The sequence below is a fragment of the Hyphomonas atlantica corrig. genome (assembly GCF_000682715.1).
In the GTDB taxonomy this organism is placed as follows: Bacteria; Pseudomonadota; Alphaproteobacteria; order Caulobacterales; family Hyphomonadaceae; genus Hyphomonas; species Hyphomonas atlantica.
On the sequence record NZ_AWFH01000062.1, the window covers coordinates 37,807 to 58,882 of the forward strand.

20 protein-coding genes and 1 pseudogene are annotated in these 21,076 nt (G+C 53.6%); 16 read left to right on the forward strand and 5 right to left on the reverse strand.

Going from position 1 to position 21,076, the window contains the following annotated elements; translation table 11 throughout:
- Nucleotides 1–110 precede the first annotated feature (110 nt).
- The 14 genes from rpsB (at nt 111) to lpxB (ending at nt 14,315) form a co-directional block, all read left to right on the forward strand.
- On the forward strand, nt 111–914 hold the full coding sequence (gene rpsB, locus HY36_RS16130; RefSeq protein ID WP_035555046.1) for a 30S ribosomal protein S2: 804 nt from the start codon (nt 111–113) through the stop codon (nt 912–914).
- Between the two features lie 43 nt (nt 915–957).
- Complete coding sequence (gene tsf / locus HY36_RS16135; protein ID WP_035555049.1) at nt 958–1,863, forward strand: translation elongation factor Ts; 906 nt, start codon at nt 958–960, stop codon at nt 1,861–1,863.
- A gap of 113 nt (nt 1,864–1,976) precedes the next feature.
- On the forward strand, nt 1,977–2,723 hold the full coding sequence (gene pyrH, locus HY36_RS16140; RefSeq protein ID WP_035555053.1) for a UMP kinase: 747 nt from the start codon (nt 1,977–1,979) through the stop codon (nt 2,721–2,723).
- Nucleotides 2,724–2,728: 5 nt separating this feature from the next.
- The gene (gene frr, locus HY36_RS16145; RefSeq protein WP_035555056.1) at nt 2,729–3,283 is read left to right on the forward strand and encodes a ribosome recycling factor; all 555 of its coding nucleotides are present in this window, start codon (nt 2,729–2,731) and stop codon (nt 3,281–3,283) included.
- The gene (locus HY36_RS16150) at nt 3,283–4,044 is read left to right on the forward strand and encodes an isoprenyl transferase (protein WP_035555060.1); all 762 of its coding nucleotides are present in this window, start codon (nt 3,283–3,285) and stop codon (nt 4,042–4,044) included. Before frr ends, HY36_RS16150 begins: the two co-directional genes overlap by 1 nt.
- Nucleotides 4,044–4,865, forward strand: a complete 822-nt coding sequence (locus tag HY36_RS16155) for a phosphatidate cytidylyltransferase (protein ID WP_035555063.1) — start codon at nt 4,044–4,046, stop codon at nt 4,863–4,865. The genes HY36_RS16150 and HY36_RS16155 overlap by 1 nt, the downstream gene beginning before the upstream one ends.
- 23 nt (nt 4,866–4,888) lie before the next feature.
- Nucleotides 4,889–6,061: a 1-deoxy-D-xylulose-5-phosphate reductoisomerase gene (dxr, locus tag HY36_RS16160; protein WP_241764255.1), complete on the forward strand. Its 1,173-nt coding sequence runs from the start codon at nt 4,889–4,891 to the stop codon at nt 6,059–6,061.
- 14 nt (nt 6,062–6,075) lie between these two features.
- Entirely contained in the window at nt 6,076–7,236 is a 1,161-nt protein-coding gene (locus HY36_RS16165; RefSeq protein WP_241764256.1) for a M50 family metallopeptidase, read from the forward strand.
- Between the two features lie 36 nt (nt 7,237–7,272).
- Nucleotides 7,273–9,828, forward strand: coding sequence for an outer membrane protein assembly factor BamA (gene bamA / locus HY36_RS16170; RefSeq protein ID WP_035555073.1), 2,556 nt, complete (start codon nt 7,273–7,275; stop codon nt 9,826–9,828).
- A gap of 28 nt (nt 9,829–9,856) precedes the next feature.
- Nucleotides 9,857–10,447 carry an OmpH family outer membrane protein gene (locus tag HY36_RS16175; RefSeq protein ID WP_035555075.1) on the forward strand — a complete coding sequence of 197 codons (591 nt, stop codon included), beginning with the start codon at nt 9,857–9,859 and terminating at the stop codon, nt 10,445–10,447.
- A gap of 53 nt (nt 10,448–10,500) precedes the next feature.
- Entirely contained in the window at nt 10,501–11,478 is a 978-nt protein-coding gene (gene lpxD / locus HY36_RS16180; protein ID WP_241764243.1) for a UDP-3-O-(3-hydroxymyristoyl)glucosamine N-acyltransferase, read from the forward strand.
- 36 nt (nt 11,479–11,514) lie between these two features.
- A complete protein-coding gene (gene lpxA, locus HY36_RS16185) occupies nt 11,515–12,303 on the forward strand; it encodes an acyl-ACP--UDP-N-acetylglucosamine O-acyltransferase (protein ID WP_035555082.1) in 789 nt (262 codons plus the stop codon).
- Nucleotides 12,304–12,309: 6 nt separating this feature from the next.
- The gene (locus HY36_RS16190; protein ID WP_035555085.1) at nt 12,310–13,152 is read left to right on the forward strand and encodes an LpxI family protein; all 843 of its coding nucleotides are present in this window, start codon (nt 12,310–12,312) and stop codon (nt 13,150–13,152) included.
- On the forward strand, nt 13,149–14,315 hold the full coding sequence (gene lpxB / locus HY36_RS16195; RefSeq protein ID WP_035555090.1) for a lipid-A-disaccharide synthase: 1,167 nt from the start codon (nt 13,149–13,151) through the stop codon (nt 14,313–14,315). The genes HY36_RS16190 and lpxB overlap by 4 nt, the downstream gene beginning before the upstream one ends.
- An 11-nt stretch (nt 14,316–14,326) precedes the next feature.
- Here the strand turns inward: lpxB and HY36_RS16200 are convergent, their stop codons facing one another.
- From HY36_RS16200 to HY36_RS18920, 5 genes and pseudogenes are all read right to left on the reverse strand, one after another.
- Entirely contained in the window at nt 14,327–15,412 is a 1,086-nt protein-coding gene (locus HY36_RS16200) for an FAD-dependent oxidoreductase (protein WP_206741221.1), read from the reverse strand.
- A gap of 6 nt (nt 15,413–15,418) precedes the next feature.
- The gene (gene rlmJ, locus HY36_RS17975) at nt 15,419–16,216 is read right to left on the reverse strand and encodes a 23S rRNA (adenine(2030)-N(6))-methyltransferase RlmJ (RefSeq protein WP_051602893.1); all 798 of its coding nucleotides are present in this window, start codon (nt 16,214–16,216) and stop codon (nt 15,419–15,421) included.
- A 60-nt stretch (nt 16,217–16,276) separates the two neighbouring features.
- Entirely contained in the window at nt 16,277–18,013 is a 1,737-nt protein-coding gene (locus HY36_RS16210; protein ID WP_035555355.1) for a M28 family metallopeptidase, read from the reverse strand.
- Nucleotides 18,014–18,108: 95 nt separating this feature from the next.
- Complete coding sequence (locus tag HY36_RS18775; RefSeq protein WP_241764244.1) at nt 18,109–18,624, reverse strand: pirin family protein; 516 nt, start codon at nt 18,622–18,624, stop codon at nt 18,109–18,111.
- A gap of 69 nt (nt 18,625–18,693) precedes the next feature.
- A pseudogene (locus tag HY36_RS18920) lies at nt 18,694–19,002 on the reverse strand (pirin family protein); the annotation flags it as partial.
- A gap of 229 nt (nt 19,003–19,231) precedes the next feature.
- Here HY36_RS18920 and HY36_RS16220 point away from each other — a divergent pair.
- Together HY36_RS16220 and HY36_RS16225 are read left to right on the forward strand one after the other, a co-directional pair.
- On the forward strand, nt 19,232–20,224 hold the full coding sequence (locus HY36_RS16220; protein ID WP_035555098.1) for an alpha/beta fold hydrolase: 993 nt from the start codon (nt 19,232–19,234) through the stop codon (nt 20,222–20,224).
- Between the two features lie 112 nt (nt 20,225–20,336).
- Nucleotides 20,337–20,960, forward strand: a complete 624-nt coding sequence (locus tag HY36_RS16225) for an ATP-dependent Clp protease proteolytic subunit (RefSeq protein ID WP_035555101.1) — start codon at nt 20,337–20,339, stop codon at nt 20,958–20,960.
- Nucleotides 20,961–21,076: the final 116 nt, after the last annotated feature.

The following is a 21,076-nucleotide window of genomic DNA, read 5'->3' on the forward strand; positions in this document are numbered from 1 at the left end:
ATATCTGTATAAGCCGCCCCATCAGAAACCAGTTCACGGGTGCATCCGGTGCGAAGGGCCATGGTGGTCCAAAGTTCCACCCGTGACGGCCAACCGGATGGAGACAATCTATGGCCCTACCTGACTTCAACATGCGTCAGTTGCTCGAAGCTGGCGTTCACTTCGGTCACCAAACTCACCGCTGGAACCCACGCATGAAGCCGTACATCTACGGCGAGCGTTCCGGCATCCACATCATGGACCTTTCCCAGACAGTTCCTGCACTGCATCAGGCGCTCGTTTTCGTGCGCGATACAGTCGCAAAAGGCGGTCGTGTCCTGTTTGTTGGTACGAAGCGTCAGGCAGCAGACCCAGTTGCAGAAGCTGCACAGCGCTGTGCCCAGTACTACATGAACCACCGTTGGCTCGGCGGCACGCTGACCAACTGGTCAACTGTGTCCAATTCCATCAAACAGCTCAAAGAGCTGAATTCGATGTTTGAAAGCGGCAGCGGCCAAGGCTTGACCAAGAAAGAGCTGCTCGATCTGGAGCGTCGCCGCGACAAGCTGCAGATGTCCCTCGGCGGTATCGCCGACATGGGCGGTCTCCCGGCTGCAATGATCGTGATCGATACCAACAAAGAGGCGATCGCCGTTCAGGAAGCTCGCAAGCTGGGCATCCCGGTTGTGGCTGTGCTCGACACGAATTGCGATCCGGCCGATGCGGATTACGGCTTTGCCGGAAACGACGATGCGGCTCGCGCTATTTCTCTCTACTGCAACCTGTTTGCGGACGCTGTGCTGGACGGCCTTGCCGAATCTACCGCAGGCCTTGGCGTAGACCTTGGTGAGCTGGAAGATGTAGACGCCATGGCTGAAGCTGATGCGGCTGTTGCCGCTGAGGGTGAAACCGCTGAAGACGCAACAGGCGCCTAAGACAGGGCGTCTGACCTGAAGACCAAACTGAAGGAATACAGCAATGGCTGAGATTACCGCTGCGCTTGTTAAAGCACTGCGCGAGAAGACTGGCGCAGGCATGATGGATGCCAAAAAGGCGCTCGTTGAAAACAATGGTGACGAAGCTGCAGCCGTGGATTGGTTGCGCGCAAAAGGCCTCTCGAAAGCCGCGAAGAAGTCCGGTCGGACTGCGGCAGACGGTCTTGTGTCTGTTCAAGTCTCTGAAGACGGCAAAACAGGCGCCATTGTTGAGCTGAACGCAGAAACCGACTTTGTGGCGCGGAACGAAAAGTTCCAGACTGCGCTCGCCGGGATCACCAAAGCTGCGCTCGATACCGATGGATCGGTTGAGGCGTTGTCGTCTGCCGGTTCGCCGGATGGCGAAGGCACTGTTGACGATCTGATCAAGCGCCTCATCGCGACAATCGGCGAAAACATGACTCTCCGCCGTAGCGCGAAACTGACTGCTGACGGCAAAGTGGCTTCCTACATCCACAATGCTGAAACTGCGGGCATGGGTAAAGTGGGCGTTCTGGTTGCTCTGGACGGATCTGGTGATCTGGAAGACATCGGTCGCAAGGTTGCGATGCACATTGCTGCCACGTCGCCAGCCGCTGCAACGACCGATGAGCTGGATCCGGCAATCGTTGAAGCCGAGAAGCGTGTTTTGACCGAGCAGGCACGTGAAAGCGGCAAGCCAGACAATGTCATTGAGAAGATGATTGTTGGCCGCATGCAGAAATTCTACAAGGAAGTAGTCCTCGTAGAGCAGCCTTTTGTGATGAATCCAGACCAGACTGTCGGCAAGTTCCTTGAGGAACAAGGCGCCACTCTGAAAGGCTTCGTGCACTTCAAGCTGGGCGAAGGTGTCGAGAAAGAAGAAGACAACTTCGCGGATGAAGTTGCTTCAATGACAAAAGGCAGCTGATCTAGCTTGCCTTTCTGCCCGCAAAGGGCTTTGAACATCCCGGTCGCCCATGACAGGCGGCCGGGAATCTTTTAGGAGCCTATACAAGGCCGCCATATCCGGAGAACCCCCTCATGCAAGCTGAAGAGTCCGACTCCAACCCGTTGAAATACAAGAGGGTGTTGCTGAAGCTCTCCGGCGAGGCACTCATGGGGCCTGGGCAATTTGGCATTGATATTCCTACCTGCGAAAAATTTGCTCACGCGATCAAGGCGGCTCAGGATTCTGGCTCTGAAATCTGCCTTGTTATTGGCGGAGGGAACATATTCCGCGGTGTTGCTGGGGCGGCGAAAGGTATGGAGCGAGCACAAGCAGACTCCATGGGTATGCTCGCGACCATCATGAACGCTTTGGCGATGCAAAGCGTCTTGGAGAGCATCGGTGTTCCGACGCGCGTTCAGTCTGCAATTCGGATGGAATCGATTTGCGAGCCATATATACGGCGGCGTGCTCAACGCCACATGGAAAAGGGTCGCGTGGTGATATTTGCGGCGGGTATCGGAAATCCGTTCTTTACAACTGATACCGGCGCAGCTCTCCGAGCGATTGAGATGAATTGCGACGCCCTGCTGAAGGGGACGCAGGTAGACGGCGTCTACACGGCCGATCCCAAGATCGACGCTAATGCCACGCGATACGATGAAGTTGGGTATCAGGAGCTCTTGGCCAAGGATCTTCGCGTGATGGACCCGTCAGCGGTAAGTCTCATGCGTGACAACAACATTCCAATCGTAGTCTTTTCTCTGAAAGAGGAAGGTTCGCTGCTTAAAGTTCTGCATGGTAAAGGCACATCCACAACAATCACAAATCATGGAGCGTAAGTGTCATGAGCTACAATAAAAAGGATCTTGAACGGCGCATGGAGGGCGCACTGGCGTCTCTCTCGACCGAATTTAGCGGACTCCGGACGGGACGTGCATCGGTGAACTTGCTGGATTCTGTCATGGTGCCAGCTTACGGATCTACCGTGCCGCTCAACCAGGTGGCTTCCGTGACGGTGTCTGATAACCGCATGTTGTCTGTAAATGTGTGGGATAAATCAGTTGTCGGCGCCACCGACCGCGCTATCCGGGATTCGGGCTTGGGGCTTAACCCCGTAACAGATGGACAGAATCTCCGCATTCCGATTCCACCGCTGAATGAAGAGCGTCGCATAGAGTTGCAAAAAGTCGCCGGCAAGTACGCTGAAGCTACGCGTGTTGCCATTCGTAACATTCGCCGCGACGGAATGGATGCTCTGAAGAAGATGGAAAAGGATGGAGAAATCAGTGAAGATCGTCTTCATTCTTTGTCTGACGAGGTTCAAAAACTGACTGATCAATATGTCGCCAAAGTCGACGAAGCACTCAAAGGCAAAGAAGCGGAGATCATGCAGGTCTGATGTCGAATGAAGATGCCTCTGTGACATCTGCGATTGACACGGTCCGTTCTGACGTTCCGAAACATATTGCTATTATCATGGATGGTAATGGCCGCTGGGCGAAGGCTCGCGGATTACCACGAGCCTCCGGCCATGAGCGCGGGGTTGAGGCCCTCAGGCGCACGGTAGAGGGCGCCGCGGATATTGGTATCCGATATTTGACGGTTTACTCGTTCTCGACGGAGAACTGGCGTAGGCCTGCTTCTGAAGTGAATGCCCTTTTCGGGCTGCTCAAGCTTTTCATTCAGAAAGACTTGAGCCGTTTGAAGCGAGAGGGTGTCAAAATTCGGGTTATTGGGCGCCGGGAAGGCCTTCCCAAAGATATTTCCGAGCTGGTTGACAAGGCAGAGTTCGAAACTGCCGAGAACGACACTTTCTTTCTAAACATAGCCTTCAATTATGGTGGCAGGGAAGAGATTGCCCGAGCTGTAAAGCGGTTGGCAGCAGACGTTGGGAGCGGCGTTCACGCTTCATCTGATGTTACTGAAGACTTGGTTGCGAGCTACCTTGATACTGCGGGTATGCCAGATCCGGACCTGCTCATCCGAACAAGTGGAGAGTATCGCCTCAGCAATTTTTTACTGTGGCAGGCAGCGTATAGCGAACTCGTCTTCTTCGATGTTTTGTGGCCTGACTTCGATCAGGTCTGGCTTATGAAAGCTGTAGAAATGTTTCGCGAGAGGGAGCGTCGCTTCGGCGGCGTGACGCCGGAGGATAACTAATGGGCGACTGGACATCGCCCGAACGGCGTTTTTCTCAACTTGGCCAAAGGCTACTGACAGCCGCAGTTCTCATACCCACGGGCCTATTCGTCGTGTGGAATGGTGGTTGGTGGCTAGCCGCCGCATGCGCTTTTTTTGGGGCGATCATGGCTTGGGAATGGGCAGGGATGAGCGGTCATCCGCGTGGGGGACTGATAGGGCTGGCCACCAGTCTGTTTTGCTTGGCCCTGCCACTCAAGATGCCAGCCGTCCTGATTTCAATTGCTGTGTTTGGCCTGGCACTCACGTTCGCTTCGCGAGCGGGCAACGTACGGATACGTTCCGTCTCAGTGTTGGGCTGGGTATATGTTACTGGCATGGCCGCCGGGCTCTGGGTGCTTCGGGAAGGTCCGTGGGATGGACGTGCTGTCGCGCTATACTTCATGTCCTTCGTGTGGGCCTCGGATGCTGCGGCGTATTTCGTGGGGCGTGGCCTCGGTGGGCCCCGTTTGTTGCCTCAAGAGAGCCCGAACAAAACTTGGAGCGGCGCAATTGGCGCTCTGCTGTTCACGGCTGTTTGCGGTTTTGCTGCTGCGGACATACTCGAAGTGAATTCAGTATGGTGGATCGCGACTGGATTTGCGCTCTCGGCGACAGCGCAATTCGGCGATTTGTTTGAAAGTGGTTTGAAGCGGCGGTTCAAGGTAAAAGATTCAAGTAATCTGCTGCCCGGTCATGGAGGCGTACTGGATCGGGTGGATGGCTTGGGAGCTGTGGGAATCTTGGGTTCCATTGCACTTCTTCTTGTGCCCGATCTGCCGGGCGCGCTGGGGCTTTCATGACGCGGCCGCATCACATCAGCATAATGGGGTCGACGGGGTCGATCGGAAAATCAGCATTGGATGTGGTCCGACATGCCAATGCGTGTGGCGATCAGAAGTTCAAGATTGTGGCCTTGGCTGCCGGGAGTGACGCTGAAGGGTTGGCGGCGCAGGCTCGCGAATTTGATGCGGATGTCGCCGTCATTGCGGATGAAACCAAGATTGATGAGCTTCGAAGTCGACTGGCCGGAACAAACGTCACCGTCGATGCGGGATTAAGCGCTGTTGTTGAAGCCGCCAGCCGGCCCGTGGACCGTTTGCTTGCAGCGATTGTCGGGTCCGCCGGCCTTGAATCCACCATAGCCGCTGTGCGCGCGGGCAATGATGTTGCGATTGCCAATAAAGAGAGCGTCGTTTGCGGGGGCAAATTGATTCTGAGGGAGGCCGCTCGACGGGGCGTGAAGATCTTGCCTGTGGATTCCGAACATTCCGCCATTTTTCAATGCATTGGTGACGGTCGTTCGCTAGAGAAAATGACCATTACAGCTTCAGGGGGGCCGTTTAGAAAGGCTAGCCTCGAAGAGATGCGCAGCGCGTCACCTCAACAAGCCGCGGCTCACCCGAACTGGAGTATGGGCGTCAAGAACTCGATTGATAGCGCCACACTCATGAACAAAGCGCTGGAGTTTATCGAGGCAGGTTTCCTGTTCGACGTGGGAGAAGATCAATTGGACGTGGTGGTTCACCCTCAGTCCATTATTCATGGAATGGCCCATTTTTCTGACGGTTCCGTGATCGCGCAATTGGGCGCACCGGATATGAAAACGCCGATATCATACGCGCTTGCTTGGCCGGACAGGACTGCCACAAACGTCGACAGGCTCGATTTGGCCAAGTTGGGTTCTCTTGATTTTGAGTCGGTAGATGAAGACCGATTCCCGGCAATCAGGTTGGCTCGGTGCGCCTATCAGCACGGCGCAGCGGCTACCACGGTATTAAATTGTGCTAATGAAGTCGCCGTTTCTGCTTTTATCGCGGGTCAATGCGGGTTTCTGGACATAAGCTGGCTCGTGGAACAGGCGCTAAGCCGGTATTTGGAGGGAAGCATGCAAGGGATTGCGTGCGAGACGCTTGAAGAGATAGCGTTTCTTGATCGCATGACGCGTGAAATGACGCGGGACATTCTGGGGAGTGACCTGCGTCGCATGGGAGGATGAACGCTTTGGGTGATGTGATCAGCCAGGGACCACTGTTTCTTGTGTGCCTCATCTTCATGATGGGCATCGTGGTAATCGTACACGAACTCGGCCACTATCTTGTTGGCCGTTGGTTTGGTGCGGCGGTGGAATCGTTCTCCGTTGGCTTCGGTAAGCCCATGTTTGAACGGAAGGACAAATATGGCACGCGTTGGCGCGTGAATTGGATTCCGCTCGGGGGCTTTGTGAAATTTGTCGGTGAAAGCCAATTGGCCGGAGACGTTGGCAAGTTAGAGACAGGGCCCGTGGGCAAAGCGTACCCGGAATTGGGGGTAGGGCAGCGGTCGCTTGTCAGCCTTGCTGGGCCATTCGCCAATTTTGTGCTGTCGACGCTGATATTTGCATTGATTTTGGGCGCGCATGGCCGGCCAAACATGAAAGTAGGCGTGGCAGATGTAAGCCCAACAGGTGCGGCCGCTGCGGGCGGTATGCAGGCTGGGGACGTGATTCTCGCGGTAAACGGTAAGGAAATCAGCAATTCATCAGACGTTCTGATTCAGATTGTTCTCAACCCAAATGAGGCGATGAACTTTCGGGTGCAGCGCGATGATTCGGAAGAGTTGCTGACTATCACCCCCGAAGAAGTCATTCGAGAGAATGATTTTGGCCAGAAAGTGCCGCAGGCGACGATCGGAGTGGCTATTGCGCCTGTGTCCTATGGAGAACACATCACCTACAATCCCGTACAGGCGCTGGGTCAGGGAGTGATCGAAACGGGTGCCACAATAGATAGAACCATTACGATGTTGACCCGTATCGTGACGGGTAAGATGTCCATGCACGCCATGACAGGTCCAGTTGGCATTGGTGACATATCGCGACGCGCTGTTAACCGTGTTTGGGAACAGGAACAGGTTTCAACCGGTCAGAAGATAGAGCAGCTATTTTGGATGTTAGCCAGTATCTGCGCCGCAATTTCAGTCGGAGTTGGTTTTTTCAACCTGCTTCCACTGCCAGTTCTCGATGGTGGACATCTTGTTTTTAACGCCTATGAAGCGATTGCAGGCAAGGAAATGCCGCAGAAAGTGCAGGAAATGGCCCTGACATTCGGATTGATCCTGTTATTGGGGATGGTCGTTGTGATCACTTGGGGTGACCTCATCGAAGCCGGCTTGTTCGGAACAAGAGGCGGCTGACCCGCCCGCCGAAATTAACCAGAGAGTATATCGACGATGCGTAAGTTCCTTGCAGCAACCATGATGGCGAGCAGTGTTCTGGCTGTGAACACGGCTCTGGTTCCCATGGGAACTGCTGATGCTCAGGAAGATAGTCGATATGGCGGCACGATCCGATCGATCATCGTTGAGGGCAATCAGCGAATCGAAGCGAGAACGGTACAGTCTTATCTGCTGGTGGAACCGGGCGACGCATTTGACCCTGACCGTATCGATCTTTCCCTTAAGACGCTGTTTGCAACAAACCTGTTCGCGGACGTTTCAATTGACCGGGTAGATGACAATCTCGTCGTGCGCGTGGTGGAAAACCCGATCATCAACCGTGTGGTGTTTGAGGGCAACAGCGCGCTTGACGACGATAAACTTCGAGAAGATATCCAAGCTGCGCCTCGCGGTATTTTTACCGCGGCTCGTGTCCAATCAGATGTTCAGCGCATTTTGGAGCTTTATCGCCAATCAGGTCGTTTTGCTGCCAAAGTCGAGCCGCAGTACAAGCCGCTTGAGCAGAACCGGGTTGATCTGATATTCGAGATTACAGAAGGCCCGGTCACCGGCGTTCGAGCGATCAACTTCATCGGGAACGAAGCATATTCGGACTCGCGCCTGCGCAGCGAGATCGTCACACGTCAGTCGCGCCTGTGGCGTTTCTTCAGCTCGAACGACAATTACGATCCAGGGCGCCTTGAATACGACCGGGATCTTCTTCGCCAATTCTACCAGAACAATGGCTATTACGATTTCCGCGTAACGTCTGCTGTCGCGGAGCTGACGCCCGACCAGAAAGACTTCTACATCACCATGACGGTGGACGAGGGGCGTCAGTATTACTTCGGCGAAGTGAAGGTCGAAACGGCGCTTGAAAAGCTTGACGCCAATGCGTTGCGCCGCGCTGTTCCGATCCAGACTGACTCTCTATTCCGGGGAGATTCAATTGAAGATACGATCGATGCGCTGACTTATGCGGCGGGTATTGCGGGATACGCTTTCGTTGACATCCGTCCTCAGATTGATGTGAACCCGGAAACCGGCCTGATTGACGTGACCTTTGCTGTCGACGAGGGGCCTCGCGTCTATATTGATCGCATCAATATTGTCGGAAATACGCAAACTCTGGACCGGGTCATTCGGCGGGAACTTCGAATTGCAGAAGGTGACGCGTTCAACCGTATTTTGCTCGACCGTTCAAAGAACCGCGTGCGGGCGCTTGGTTACTTCAAGGAAGTCGAGGTCATTGAGACGCCTTCCGATCAGCCAGATAGAACCATTGTTGATATCAAGGTTGAAGAACAGCCGACTGGCGAATTGTCCTTCGCGGCCGGTTTTTCATCCGTTGATGCGTATCTGCTGGATGTCAGTGCGTCCCAACGAAATCTGCGTGGGCGCGGGCAGTCTGTGGTCGCACGTGTTTCTGCTTCGAGTCGGCAACAGATCCTGGATTTCCGGTTTACAGAGCCGCGATTGTTCGATCGAAACCTTTCGGGCGGTATTGATGCATTTGCGACGCGCCAGGATTACGAAGACTATTCTGGCTTCAGCAGCGAAACGATTGGCGCGGGCGTGCGTTTGGGCTTCCCTCTGACGGAGCGAATGCAGCTTGGCTTGAGCTACCGTCTGCAGGCGGATGAAGTGAACGTACTCGACCGCAATTATATTATCGATGAGAACGGCTTCTTCATCACAGATCGAATTCAGACCGCCGGGCAGGATACGCCGGACGATATTTCTGATGACCGGTACCGCTTGGTCGAAGAAGGCGATGCTGGTGCGGGACAGCGCGTCGTGGACCAGTGCTCTCGCGACTATGTTCTGAGAGATCCGATTTGTCGTGCAGAGCGAAGCGATATCTCTAGTATCATCGGGTACAACTTCTTCTGGGATCGAACGAATGATCCTATCCGCCCATCTCGTGGTTTTGACTTCCGCTTCAGTCAGGATTTGGCCGGTCTGGGCGGCGATGTTAAATATTTGCGAACGGAATCCAGCGCCACGGCATATCGGGGTATTTGGCGCGATATGATCGCGAGTGTTCGCCTCTCAGGCGGATACGTTTTCCCATTGGAAGACAATCAAGGCGTTCGGATCAACAATCGCTTCTTCCGGGGTGGCAGCACGTTCCGTGGATTTGATGTTGCTGGTATTGGACCTCGCGAGATTGTCAGGGTTGTGGATCCTGAGACGGGCGAAGTTGTTCAAACGCGGCGCCTGAATTCGCAAGGGGGCAACGTCTATTATCAAGGCACAGCGGAATTGAGTTTGCCCAACTTCCTGCCGGAAGAATATGGCATTCGGAGCGCGCTGTTTGCTGAGGCGGGTGCATTGGGATCGCTGCGCGGTCCGGATGTGGGGCCAACCATTTACTTTACCGACACAACAACTGGGCTGCCTGCAGTACGTCTGACGAAAACCGCCGCGTCGCTCAGGGCATCTGCCGGATTGAGTGTTTTCTGGGACTCGCCATTTGGGCCAATTCGCTTCGACTTCTCGCAGATCCTCAGGCGTGAAGATTATGACCGGACTGAAACGTTCCGGTTCTCAACATCAACAAGATTCTAAATTCCAAGCCGAAAGACAGGAGACTAGAATGTCCCGCATCAAGAATTTCTTCCTCGCAATTGCGATGTCAGTCGCAGCAATTGGTTTTATCTCACCTGCCGCTATGGCGCAGGGAACCACCGTAATCACCATTGATGAAGCTAAGATTCTCCGTGACAGCAAGGCTGGTCAGGATATTCAGGCAAAACTCAAGAACATCGAAAATCAGATCAACACGGAGCTTTCTCCGACAAAGACGTCTCTTGAAACAGAGGGCCAGTCGATCAACGCCGAGCTTCAAGGCAAGACTCGAGAGCAAATTGCAGGCGATGCTGCTCTTGTTACGAAGTTGAACACTTATGAGAAGAAGGCGAGCGATTTCGCAAATTCTCGTCAGAAAGCTTCGAACGAACTTGCTCTAACTGAGCGTCAGGCGCTGGTGGACTTTAACAAAGCGCTTGAACCGGTTCTCTTGCAGGTCGTCAGCGAAAAGAACGCTCAAATCGTCCTTTCAAAAAGCTCGGTCATCTACGGTGTGGATGCAGTAGACGCGACAGCACTCGTTATCAGCAAGCTCGACGCTGCAACGCCTACCATTTCAGTTGTTCGCAAGCGTATTCCTGAGCAACCCGCTCAATAATTGAGAGTGTCCCCGTGCCTGTAGACGTACGTTTTTATGCGCCTGTAGGTGCTTTGTCGCTCGGTGAACTGGCTATCAAAACTGGTTCGGCGTTAAGCGGCAAAGAGGATTTGGAGATAACCGGGATCTCCTCCGCCGAGAACGGTCGGCGGGGAGATCTCGGGTTTCTCGATGGAGATGGAAAGTCGACTGGTTCGATCAGCTCCGATATCTCCGCACTAGTCGTAAATGAAGCAAACCGAATAAATGTGCCGGATGGCATACCTTTTCTGGTGTCTGCCTTCCCACGGCACGTTCACAGTGTGGCTGCCGGAATTCTATTCCGGGCCCGACAGCTGGACTGGGGCGGTGAGGAGTTGGTTTCACCTGATTCCGTTATTGATGAGTCTGCAAAACTAGCCCCCGGCGTTGTGGTGGCACCCGGTGCAGTCATCGGAGCGGGGACTTTCATTGGCGCGAATGCCGTCATTGGGCCTGGTGTTCAAATAGGCCAGAATTGCCAGATCGGTCCGGGTTCCAGCATCCAATGCGCTCTGATTGGTGATCATGTTAAGTTGCTTGCTGGCGTGCGCATTGGTGAAGCTGGTTTCGGGGTAATGCCTGGCCCAAATGGTCCAGAAGATGCGCCCCACTACGGGCGCGTTATCTTGCAGGATCACGTCACCGTTGGCGCGAACTCATGCATCGATCGCGGCGCCTTCGATGACACGATCGTTGGAGAGCGGACTCGTATCGATAATCTCTGCCAAATAGCACATAATGTGGTTCTCGGGCGTTCAGTTCTTGTTGCGGCCTTTGGCGGAATTTCCGGTTCCGTGAAAGTGGGTGATGGCTCGATGCTCGGTGGGCGCGTTGGGATTGCTGATCATGTCGTGGTGGGTGAGGGGGTGTCGCTCGCCGCATCTGCTGGTCTCTTCCGAGACGTAGAGGACGGTCAGACGTGGGGAGGAACACCGGCCAAACCGATCCGTCAGTGGATGCGGGAAGTGGCATGGTTGCAGAAAAACTCAAATCCGAAGAAAAAGGGTTAGACGGCATTCTGGCCGTTTCAACTCGTTTGGGATAACATGTCCGCACACATTCATTCGACGGCTTATGTAGAGGATGGAGCCATCCTGGGCGACGGAGTCCAGATCGGACCATTCTGCCACGTTGGACCCCACGTAACGCTAGGCTCTGGCGTTGTTCTTAAATCTCATTCGGTCGTTACTGGTCACACCGAGGTGGGAGCAGGCTGCGTACTGCATCCACACGCTGTCATCGGTGGCCTGCCGCAAGTTATCGGATTTGAAGAGACCCCGGAGTCCAGACTGGTTGTCGGCAGCAATTGCGTCTTCCGTGAATACGCAACTGCGCATTCTGGAATGCCCAAGTTCGGCGGGCTGACGACGATTGGCGACAATTGTTTCGTAATGATCGGCGCCCATGTGGCGCATGATAATCAGATTGGCGACAATGTGGTCATGGCAAACAACGTCTCCCTGGCAGGGCATATTACCGTTGGAGATAATGTTTGGTTTGGTGGTTTAGCCGCAGTGCATCAATTTTCGAGGATTGGGCGCAACGCTTTTATCGGGGGCGGCGCAATTGTGGTAGAAGATGTCATCCCATTCGGATCAGTCGTTGGCAACCACGCTAAACTTTCTGGCCTCAACATGGTCGGTTTGAAACGTCGAGGTTTTTCCAAAGCACAAATTCAGGGTATTCGCGCAGCGTACAAGGCCATCTTCCTTGGCGAAGGTTTGTTCAAGGATCGATTGGACCAAGCCAAAAAAGACTTCGCGAACAACGAGCTCGCCATGGAAATCATCGCTTTCATCCGCGAAAGTGAACGCCCAATTTGCAAACCGGGCTAAAAGCACATGGCGCCACTTGGTATCATCGCTGGACTTGGAGATCTCCCCGTTGCTATTGCGGAGCATGCAGTCGAGAGCGGGCAGGGTGCGTACGTTCTCCGACTGAAAGGTTTCGACGACCCTGGACTTGCAAAGTTTCCTGGAGATCTCGTGGGAATTGGAGAAGTTGGTGGAATTCTCAAAAAACTGAAGTCTGCAGGATGTGAAGAAGTAGTCTTTGCGGGGATTGTTAAGCGGCCGGATTTTGGCGATCTCAAGCTTGATGTCAAAGGCGTCACCCTTTTGCCGAAGGTTCTTTCAGCCGCGAAAAAGGGCGACGATGCTTTGCTGCGCGTGTTGGTGCGCGAGTTCGAAAAACAGGGCTTCAAGGTTCTGGGTAGCCACGAAGTTCATGCCAAGCTACTCGCTCCGGAAGGTGTAATTGCTGGTGCAAAGCCAACCTCAGAACAGATGGAAGATATTCTGCATGGAGCGCGTGTGGCATCGGCAACCGGCGCGCTTGATATCGGCCAAGGGGCAGTCGTTTGTGAGGGCTTGGTCTTGGCAGTTGAGGCGCAGGAGGGAACCGACTCTATGCTTGAGCGGTGTCGAACCTTGCCGGAAGAGATCCGGGGCACAGAGTTCGCGCGAAAGGGCGTATTGGTAAAGCGTCCGAAGCCGGGGCAGGAACTGAGAATTGATCTGCCAACCACTGGCGTCTCGACGGTAGAAAAAGTGGCCGCAGCGGGGCTTGCAGGATTAGCAGTTGAGGCTGGCGGTGCGCTGTTGCTCGATCGCCGGAGAATGGTTGAGCGGGCCGAAGAGCTTGGGGTCTTCATTTATGGCTTCGCTCCAGAGGATGAAGCGTGAGCAAGCCCCGCATCTACATGGTTGCCGCAGAACCGTCTGGCGACCTTCTTGCCAAGGAAGTCGTACAGAAAATTCGCCTAGATAGTCCAGAGGCGCACATTTCCGGAATTGGTGGACGAGAACTCAAGAGCGTGGGGATTGACTCACCGGTCGACGTGTCTCCGTTATCGATCCTCGGCTTTTTTGAGGGCATCAAGGCCTATGGTGATGTTGTTCGACTAGCGGATGAGGCCGCGGCCGAGATCATAAAGGATACTCCTGACGTTGTTGTTTTAGTCGACTCTTGGGGATTTATGCTACGGGTCGCTCAGAGAGTTCGCGCGCAAGCTCCAGATATTCGCCTTGTTAAACTGGTAGGGCCGCAAGTTTGGGCAACGCGGTCAGGGCGGGCAAAGACACTTGCGTCTACTGTTGATCACCTTCTGTGCATCCACGATCTGGAAGTTCCTTTTTACGAGCCTTTTGGCCTGAAGACGACGGTCATAGGCAATCCCGCAATTTCTCGACACGTGGAGGGAAATGGTCAGAGGTTTCGGGAAGCCAACGGCATTCCTGGGGATCGCCAACTTGTTCTTGTGTTGCCGGGCAGTCGACCAAGTGAAATCAAGAGAGTGGCGCCGGCACTTGTGAATGCTGCACAGCACTTGAAGCGTGATAATCCAGAATTGTCGCTTGTATTTATGCCGGCAGAGAACGTCTCCAAGTATTTTAAGTCTTCTTACTCCGATGTCGGAGATTGGGCTCTAATATCTGACGATGCTGAATCGCGATACGATGCGATGGCGGCAGCGGACTTGGCGCTCGCGTGTTCCGGGACGGTGACGACCGAACTGGCTATGCAGGATACACCAATGATCGTTGCGTATCGTACAGGCTGGATCACATGGGCGTTAGCCCGGGGATTGCTCTACAAAAAGACCCACATCTCGCTTCTCAATATTGTGAGCGATGATCAGGAGATTATTCCAGAGTTTGTTCAAACGCGGCAGAAGCCAGAGCTGATCGCATCTTTGGCGCAGCAATGGTTGCGTGATCCGAAGTTGCTAGCTTCACAGTTGGCTCGTCAGCGGGTGGCGCTGGAAAAAATGAAAGAGGGCGAACGAGACGCGAGTGAAATTGCGGCGAGTGTTATTCTTGAAGAAGCCCATTTGCGACGTTCCTGAGCGATATCAGATCAGCCCCGTACAAATGATTGATCAATGAGTTTCTTCAGGCTCCACAGACCCGGAGCCTTGAGTGTGTGACCCCATTTTTCTGCGATCGCTGACTTTCCACCCAGGCTGACAAGCTTGAGATAGTCCGTTTGTGGTTGGAAGCTACGCAGCGAGTTACCGGACATATATGCGATCAGATTGCTCATCAGAAGTTGGCCTTGTCGAACTGCGTATACGCCTGCCTTGGGAATGCTTTCGCCCATAAAATGTGCCGTGTCGCCTGCGAAGAATACGCTTTCATGTGAGACCGACTGCAATGTAGGCAAGACCATCGGAAACCCATTGTCGGTCGCCAGGCCTGACTCTTCGAGCCAGTTTGCTGCGTGCGCGCCAGTCGCCCATACTATTTGGCCAGCTTTTACTGTTTCGCCGGAACTAACACGCACTCCATTTGGTGTAATTACGTGAGCGGACGTATTTTCATGAACACCAATGCGGAATTCGGATAGTTTCCGCGCCAGCGATTTTTTCAAACTGGAGGCTGCAGACCCCAAAATCTCAGAACGATCGATGACAGTAATTGGTACATCGTCAGGAATGCCGGAAGTGCGTGCGTAATGTCGTATTGCAAGACAAAGCTCTACACCGCCCAATCCACCACCAATTATAGCCATTCCTTTGGATAGGTCGTGTCTCACTTCCAGCCATTGGTCCACAAATTTGCGCATAGGCTTCACTGGTGTGGAACTTGGCGAAGCACATGTATCTGGTGGAATTGATGTGACGCCAATATTGATTGAAGTAACATCGAAGTCGTAGGCCGCTCCTGAACGTCCTTCGAACTGCTTCCGCTTTAAATTCAGAGCGCAGATTTCATCTTGTAGAAATTGGACGCCAGCATTGGAGCATAAGCGCTTTAGATCCACTTCGATTTCATTTTGTTTGAAATGGCCGGCAACAAACCCCGGCACCATGCCGCTATAGACAGACGACGTATCGGGATCGATCAATGTGATAGACGCCGGAGGATAGCGACGCTTCGTGAGCGAGCGCAAAGCCATTATGTGCGCGTGTCCGCCGCCGATTAAAAGCAGTCGTATCGTCACTTTTCGTTACTTACCCAGTGGCTTGTCTGACCACCAGGATTGCAGCGCGGACGAAATCGCAAGGCATTCGGAATCTGAAGATTTCGGACCATTGAAGACTACCATGGCTGATCCTTCGAGGGCGGTTTCTTTCTGAGCGTCAACTGGCCATCTTGCGCCATAGACTCGGCAATCGCCTAGAGTTGTCAGGTACTCGCCAAACTCAGTTTCTCTTCCGTCGCGAAAGAGGGGGAGCCAAAGCATGAGTAGGCTTTTCGGCCAACGTTTCAGTGCCTTTGGTGTCCACAGCGCCAGAGCATCAATATCGCGTGCTGTTTCGTAGCTTGGATCAACCAAACATACGAGCCGTTCACGGCTTCTCGGCGACAGTTTGAGGGCGCTTGCATAGCCATCCACTTTCTTGATCTGAATTCGATCATCTGAACCCAATGCGTCGGAAAGGGCCTTGTGTTCGGCGGGATGCCTTTCGAACAAGATGAAGCGTGTATCAGGCGGCAGCAGCGTTTGTGCGTGAGCAGGTGAACCCGGGTAAGAGCGAATACCCGATTGTTCGACGAACTCTACCCATGGCCTCAAAGGTTTTGGGCCACGGCCATTCAGCATAGAGATTATGCCATCTCCAGCTTCATTTCCTTTTCGTGCTTGTGCGCCTTCCAGATCGTATCGGCCACGTCCTGAATGGGTTTCCACATACAGTAGCGGCTCGCCGGAATCGGCAAGCGCTTTCAGGGTCGCATGCAGAACGGCATGTTTAAGGACATCTGCTCTGTTTCCTGCATGAAAGCCATGTTGATATGAGAGCATAGATTGACACCTTCAACAGTTTGCTAGTCCCCGCCAGACTGGGCAGGGACCAGCAAACGACTATTCTTCCAAGCTCTGCTTACGAATTGCCTCAAATTCGTTGCCTTCATACCAAGTGGGCCAGTCATCAGACTGAGCGATGCGGAGCCCGACTTGATAGAGAGCCTGAATGTCTTCTTCAAATCCGGAAAGATCCCAGCCATCCGAATATTCGTCCATGGGCTTGTGATAGCGCTCTGCAGTGTACACTGCTGCCGCTGCTTTGCCTGCTGCGACGCCACCATCCAGTTTGTCCTGACCACCATCAGCGTACAGCATGGGAACGCCTTTCTTGGCGAGAGAAATATGATCTGAGCGATAAAAATGGCCTGCTTCTGGCTTTGAGTCGGGCTTTATCACTCGGTCCTGTTCCACGAGGACGTCTCGCAAGATATCTTCCAGTTCGGACGCTCCGTATCCGACGACCACCATATCCTTCGTGCGACCTATCGGAAGTGCGCCATCCATATTGATGCCTGCTACGACTTGGCTGTGAGGGATCAAAGGGTTTTCGGCGTAGAAGGCCGAGCCCAACAATCCTGATTCTTCAAGCGTCACAGAAAGGAACAAGGCTGACCGTTCGAGATCGTCAGCGGCCATTGCCTCAGCAATTTCGAGCAAGGCAGCGGAACCGGTGGCGTTGTCGACAGCGCCGTTGAAGATCTGATCTTGATAAAAGTCTTCCCCTGGAGCGCCTGTTTTTTCTTCGGACTTCTTGCCGAGATGATCCCAATGCGCCGTATACAGCACGTATTCATCGGGAGTGACTTTCCCAGTCAGCTTTCCGACAACATTACGGCTTTCCAATTGGTCAATTGACTGTGAGATTTTGCCGCTTGCTTTTACACCTTCGAGAGGCACCGGCGTGAAACTGTTTGATTTTGCCTGCTGCTTGAGGGCTTCCAGGTCGAGCCCAGCACTCGCAAACAATTCTTCTGCTGAATCTCGAGTGATCCATCCTTCAAGCATCGCGCGGTCCGCTCCGCCGTCGGAACGTACGAGGTCGGATTGGGCGCCGCTCCACGAATTGGAGACAACATCCCACCCATAGGAGGCAGGCTCCGTTTCGTGGATAATGATCGCGGCGGTTGCACCTTGCCGAGCGGCCTCTTCAAACTTGTAGGTCCAGCGACCATAATAGGTCATTGCCTTACCTTTGAAGAGCTCTGGGTCACCAGTTGCAAAACCTGGATCGTTTACCAGCATGATGACAGTTTTGCCTGAGAAGTCTGCGCCGGCGTAGTCGTCCCATTCATATTCAGGGGCGACTGAACCATATCCTACAAAGACAACATCGGTCGCATCGAATGAAAGCTCGTTCTTGTCTTGATGCTTGGTCCAGAAGACAACGTTTTCCTTTGGCGTGAGTGGCAGGGCCGTTCCGTCTGGCTTCGTAAGTTGGAAGTGGGAGTTCTCCGTATCGACGGTCTGGTTCACCATTTTGACAGTTTGGAAGAAGGTTTCATCCTCTCCGGCTGGAGATAGACCAATTCGAGCCATCTCAGCGGCAATCCAGTCTGCCGAAGCTTCGCCAGCTTCGGTTCCAGGGCCACGCCCTTCAAACGTATCGTCGGCCAACGTCTTGATCCGAATTGCCAGATCCTCAGAAACAATAGCGGGGCTCGTCTGTTCGGGAAGGGGCAACAATAGTTCGGTTTCATCCGCCGAAACTGTATCTGGTTCGATGTCGTTCGAATTGTCTTGAGCACCGCAGGCAGAAAGGGCGGCAATTGATACGGAGATAAGCAGTCGCTTCATGAATCTGTCCTCGTCGCAGGCAATGTTTGAGAGTTGTCTGGCATGCGGTTTATCAATCGGCAAGGAAGCGCCTGTTCAGAATATTATGCCTCTTATCAATGGGGAAGTGGAATCCACTCACTTTGGTCGCCGGGGACAGCGGGAAATCTGTGCGTCCCTCCGTCCCTGATGGCGGTTGTCCAGTCTTCTCTTGCCGTGGTGATCTTGGCTGCATCAGACGAGACGAAATTCCAGTCCATTTTGCGAGGGGCATCAAGAGGAGCGCCCCCGCACAGAATTGCAATGGAATCCTTTTCCAAGTTCACGCTGACGTCCAAACCACTTTCGAGCACGGCCATGTCTTGCGCTTGTAACTGAGTGTCGTCGACAAATGCTGAGCCACTGACGAGATAGAGCGCGCGCTCTGTTGCCAAGTCAGACGGCAGTGAAATGGCGCAGTCTTGATGCGCTGTTATCGTCAAATAGAGGATATCGCTTGGGAAGCTCACGGGAGACGAATGTCCCCAAGCCGCGCCTGCCAATAGTTTGATACTCGCATCGCTGAGATCAAACAGTGGAAGACTTTCGGCTGGATGATGAACGAATTGTGGAGCGCAGTCTTCTTCTTCCACGGGCAGCGCTACCCAAGTTTGTATCCCATGAAGGCGCTGTCCAGCGCGTTGCTGCAAATCGGGCGTGCGCTCGGAGTGGACTATCCCGTGACCGGCCGTCATCCAGTTCACGGCGCCGGGTTCTACAACCAGATCTGTGCCGAGCGAGTCGCGATGCCGAATGGCACCTTCAAACAAGTACGTGACAGTTGATAGTCCGATATGCGGGTGAGGCCGAACATCGAAGCTGTTTCCCGGTGCATACGTTGTTGGGCCGAAATGATCAAAGAAGACAAAAGGGCCGACTGATCTTCGAGCGCGATAAGGCAGAATGCGCCTTACGACAAAATCGCCACCAAGGTTGTGGGTTCTGGGGGGAATGAGGTTCTCAATTGCCACTGGAAGATGCCTCTTTCTTTGCTTTCACTTATCAGTCGATCGCATTTCAAACTGTGCCGATCATTGCGCAGCAACTTCGAGCGTTTGTCTAGACAGCTTAGGTTGAATAGGGTTGTAGTGATCAAATGATCACAATCAGTTGCAGAGCGTACGTCAAATGAGAACCCCATCAAATCATGACAGCAGCGACCTCTTCAGGCGGATATCCAAAGTTTGCGGGTGGAGCGGCATGACTATTGTCATCGCGTACGCGCTTTTCTTGCTGTCTGGGTGCGTGAGCCCCGTCACAATCGGTGCCGTAGAGCGGTCGGCAACTTATTTCGCAGAGCCTGGTTTTCAGCCGGATCGCGAAGTCTTTGTATCGCATGATGGTGCTGAATTGGGGCTGACCGTCTGGCCCGCGGAAGGGATCGACGATCCCGAATACGTTGTTGTCGGGGTTCATGGCATGAATGACTTCGCAAACGCGTTCTTTATGGCGGCGCCATATTGGGCGGAGAGAGGCGTAACAACGTACGCCTATGACCAACGTGGCTTTGGGCGATCGCCTGGCAGGGGACTCTGGCCGGATGAAGAGCTTTTGCGGAAAGATCTTCGTACCGCAGTTTCTATTGCGCGGCATGAGCACCCTGAAGCAAGAGTTGCGGTGATTGGAATCTCGATGGGAGCAGCTGTTGCCATATCCGCATTTGGCTCTGACGACCCGCCTGATGCCGATCTTCTTATCGCGTCCGGACCAGGCCTTAGAGGCTGGGGAGCCATGAATCCAATATACAAGGCCAGTCTATGGATGTCAGCGCACACAAACCCTGGTTGGATTGTGCGGCCTCCAGCTCGTTTCGTGCGAATCGAACCGAGCGATAATATCGAAATGCTTAGGGAGATATGGGCGAACCCCCTGATGCTGCGCCAGAACAGAATTGATCAGGTATACGGCGTCGTTGCGTTGATGGAGACCGCGCATAAGAGAGCAGCGAGGATCCCTCAAGATATTCCCACGCTCATGTCGTACGGCGCCAACGATTATGTTGTACCGGAAGAGGGGGTAAAACGAACTGCGAAAGTTCTGCCCGAACATGTGCGCACAGTATACTATGAAGCCGGGTATCATATGTTGCTGAGAGACCTGCAGTCCGAACGCGTGCATGAGGACTACCTGGCGTTCATAAAGGATCCGGGTGGCCAGTTACCAAGTGGTTCACCAGAATGGCCCTTCCGGTAACTGTTTCCACAGCGGAATGCCTCTTGCAGTGTTGGATGCGTAGACAAATATACGTCTCTCTGCCACTTCTGTGCGGTAAAGATTCCTTTGTGAAAACATCAAGGCCTGATTCATGACGACTTCCTTCCAGACAGCGCTCAATCTTGTTCCAATGGTTGTGGAGCAAACGAGCCGCGGCGAGCGGGCCTTTGATATCTTCTCGCGTCTTTTGAAAGAGCGCATCATCTTTGTGACCGGTGGAATCGATGACGGGATGGCGGCGCTAATTACGTCCCAGCTCCTGTTCCTCGAATCCGAAAACCCGAAGAAAGATATTGCGATGTATATCAACAGCCCCGGCGGATACGTTTCGTCTGGCCTCGCGATCTACGACACCATGCAGTACATTCGTTGCCCCATTTCGACAGTTTGCATCGGTCAGGCTGCCTCTATGGGCTCTTTGCTTCTGGCGGCAGGGGAAAAAGACATGCGTATCGCTTTGCCTAATGCGCGCGTAATGCTGCACCAGCCATCTGGCGGCTACCAAGGCGTCGCAACTGATATTGAACGCCACGCTGAGGAAATTATCGAACTTAAGCGGCGGCTGAACAACATCTATGTTCGCCATACTGGCCAAGACTATGATGTGATCGAAAAGAAACTGGACCGCGATACCTTCCTGACGGCAGAAGAGGCCCGGGAATTTGGCATTGTTGACAAAGTATTTGAACGCCGAACGGCCGAGGATGATAAATAGTCGACTCATCCACGATCAGTGCGGCCTGGCTCTTGCAGGGCGGGCCCAGACGCCTATTGTTTCAACAATCGACCGAACACGGCGTCTTAAAGACGAAATTAAGCCTTATCCGGCAT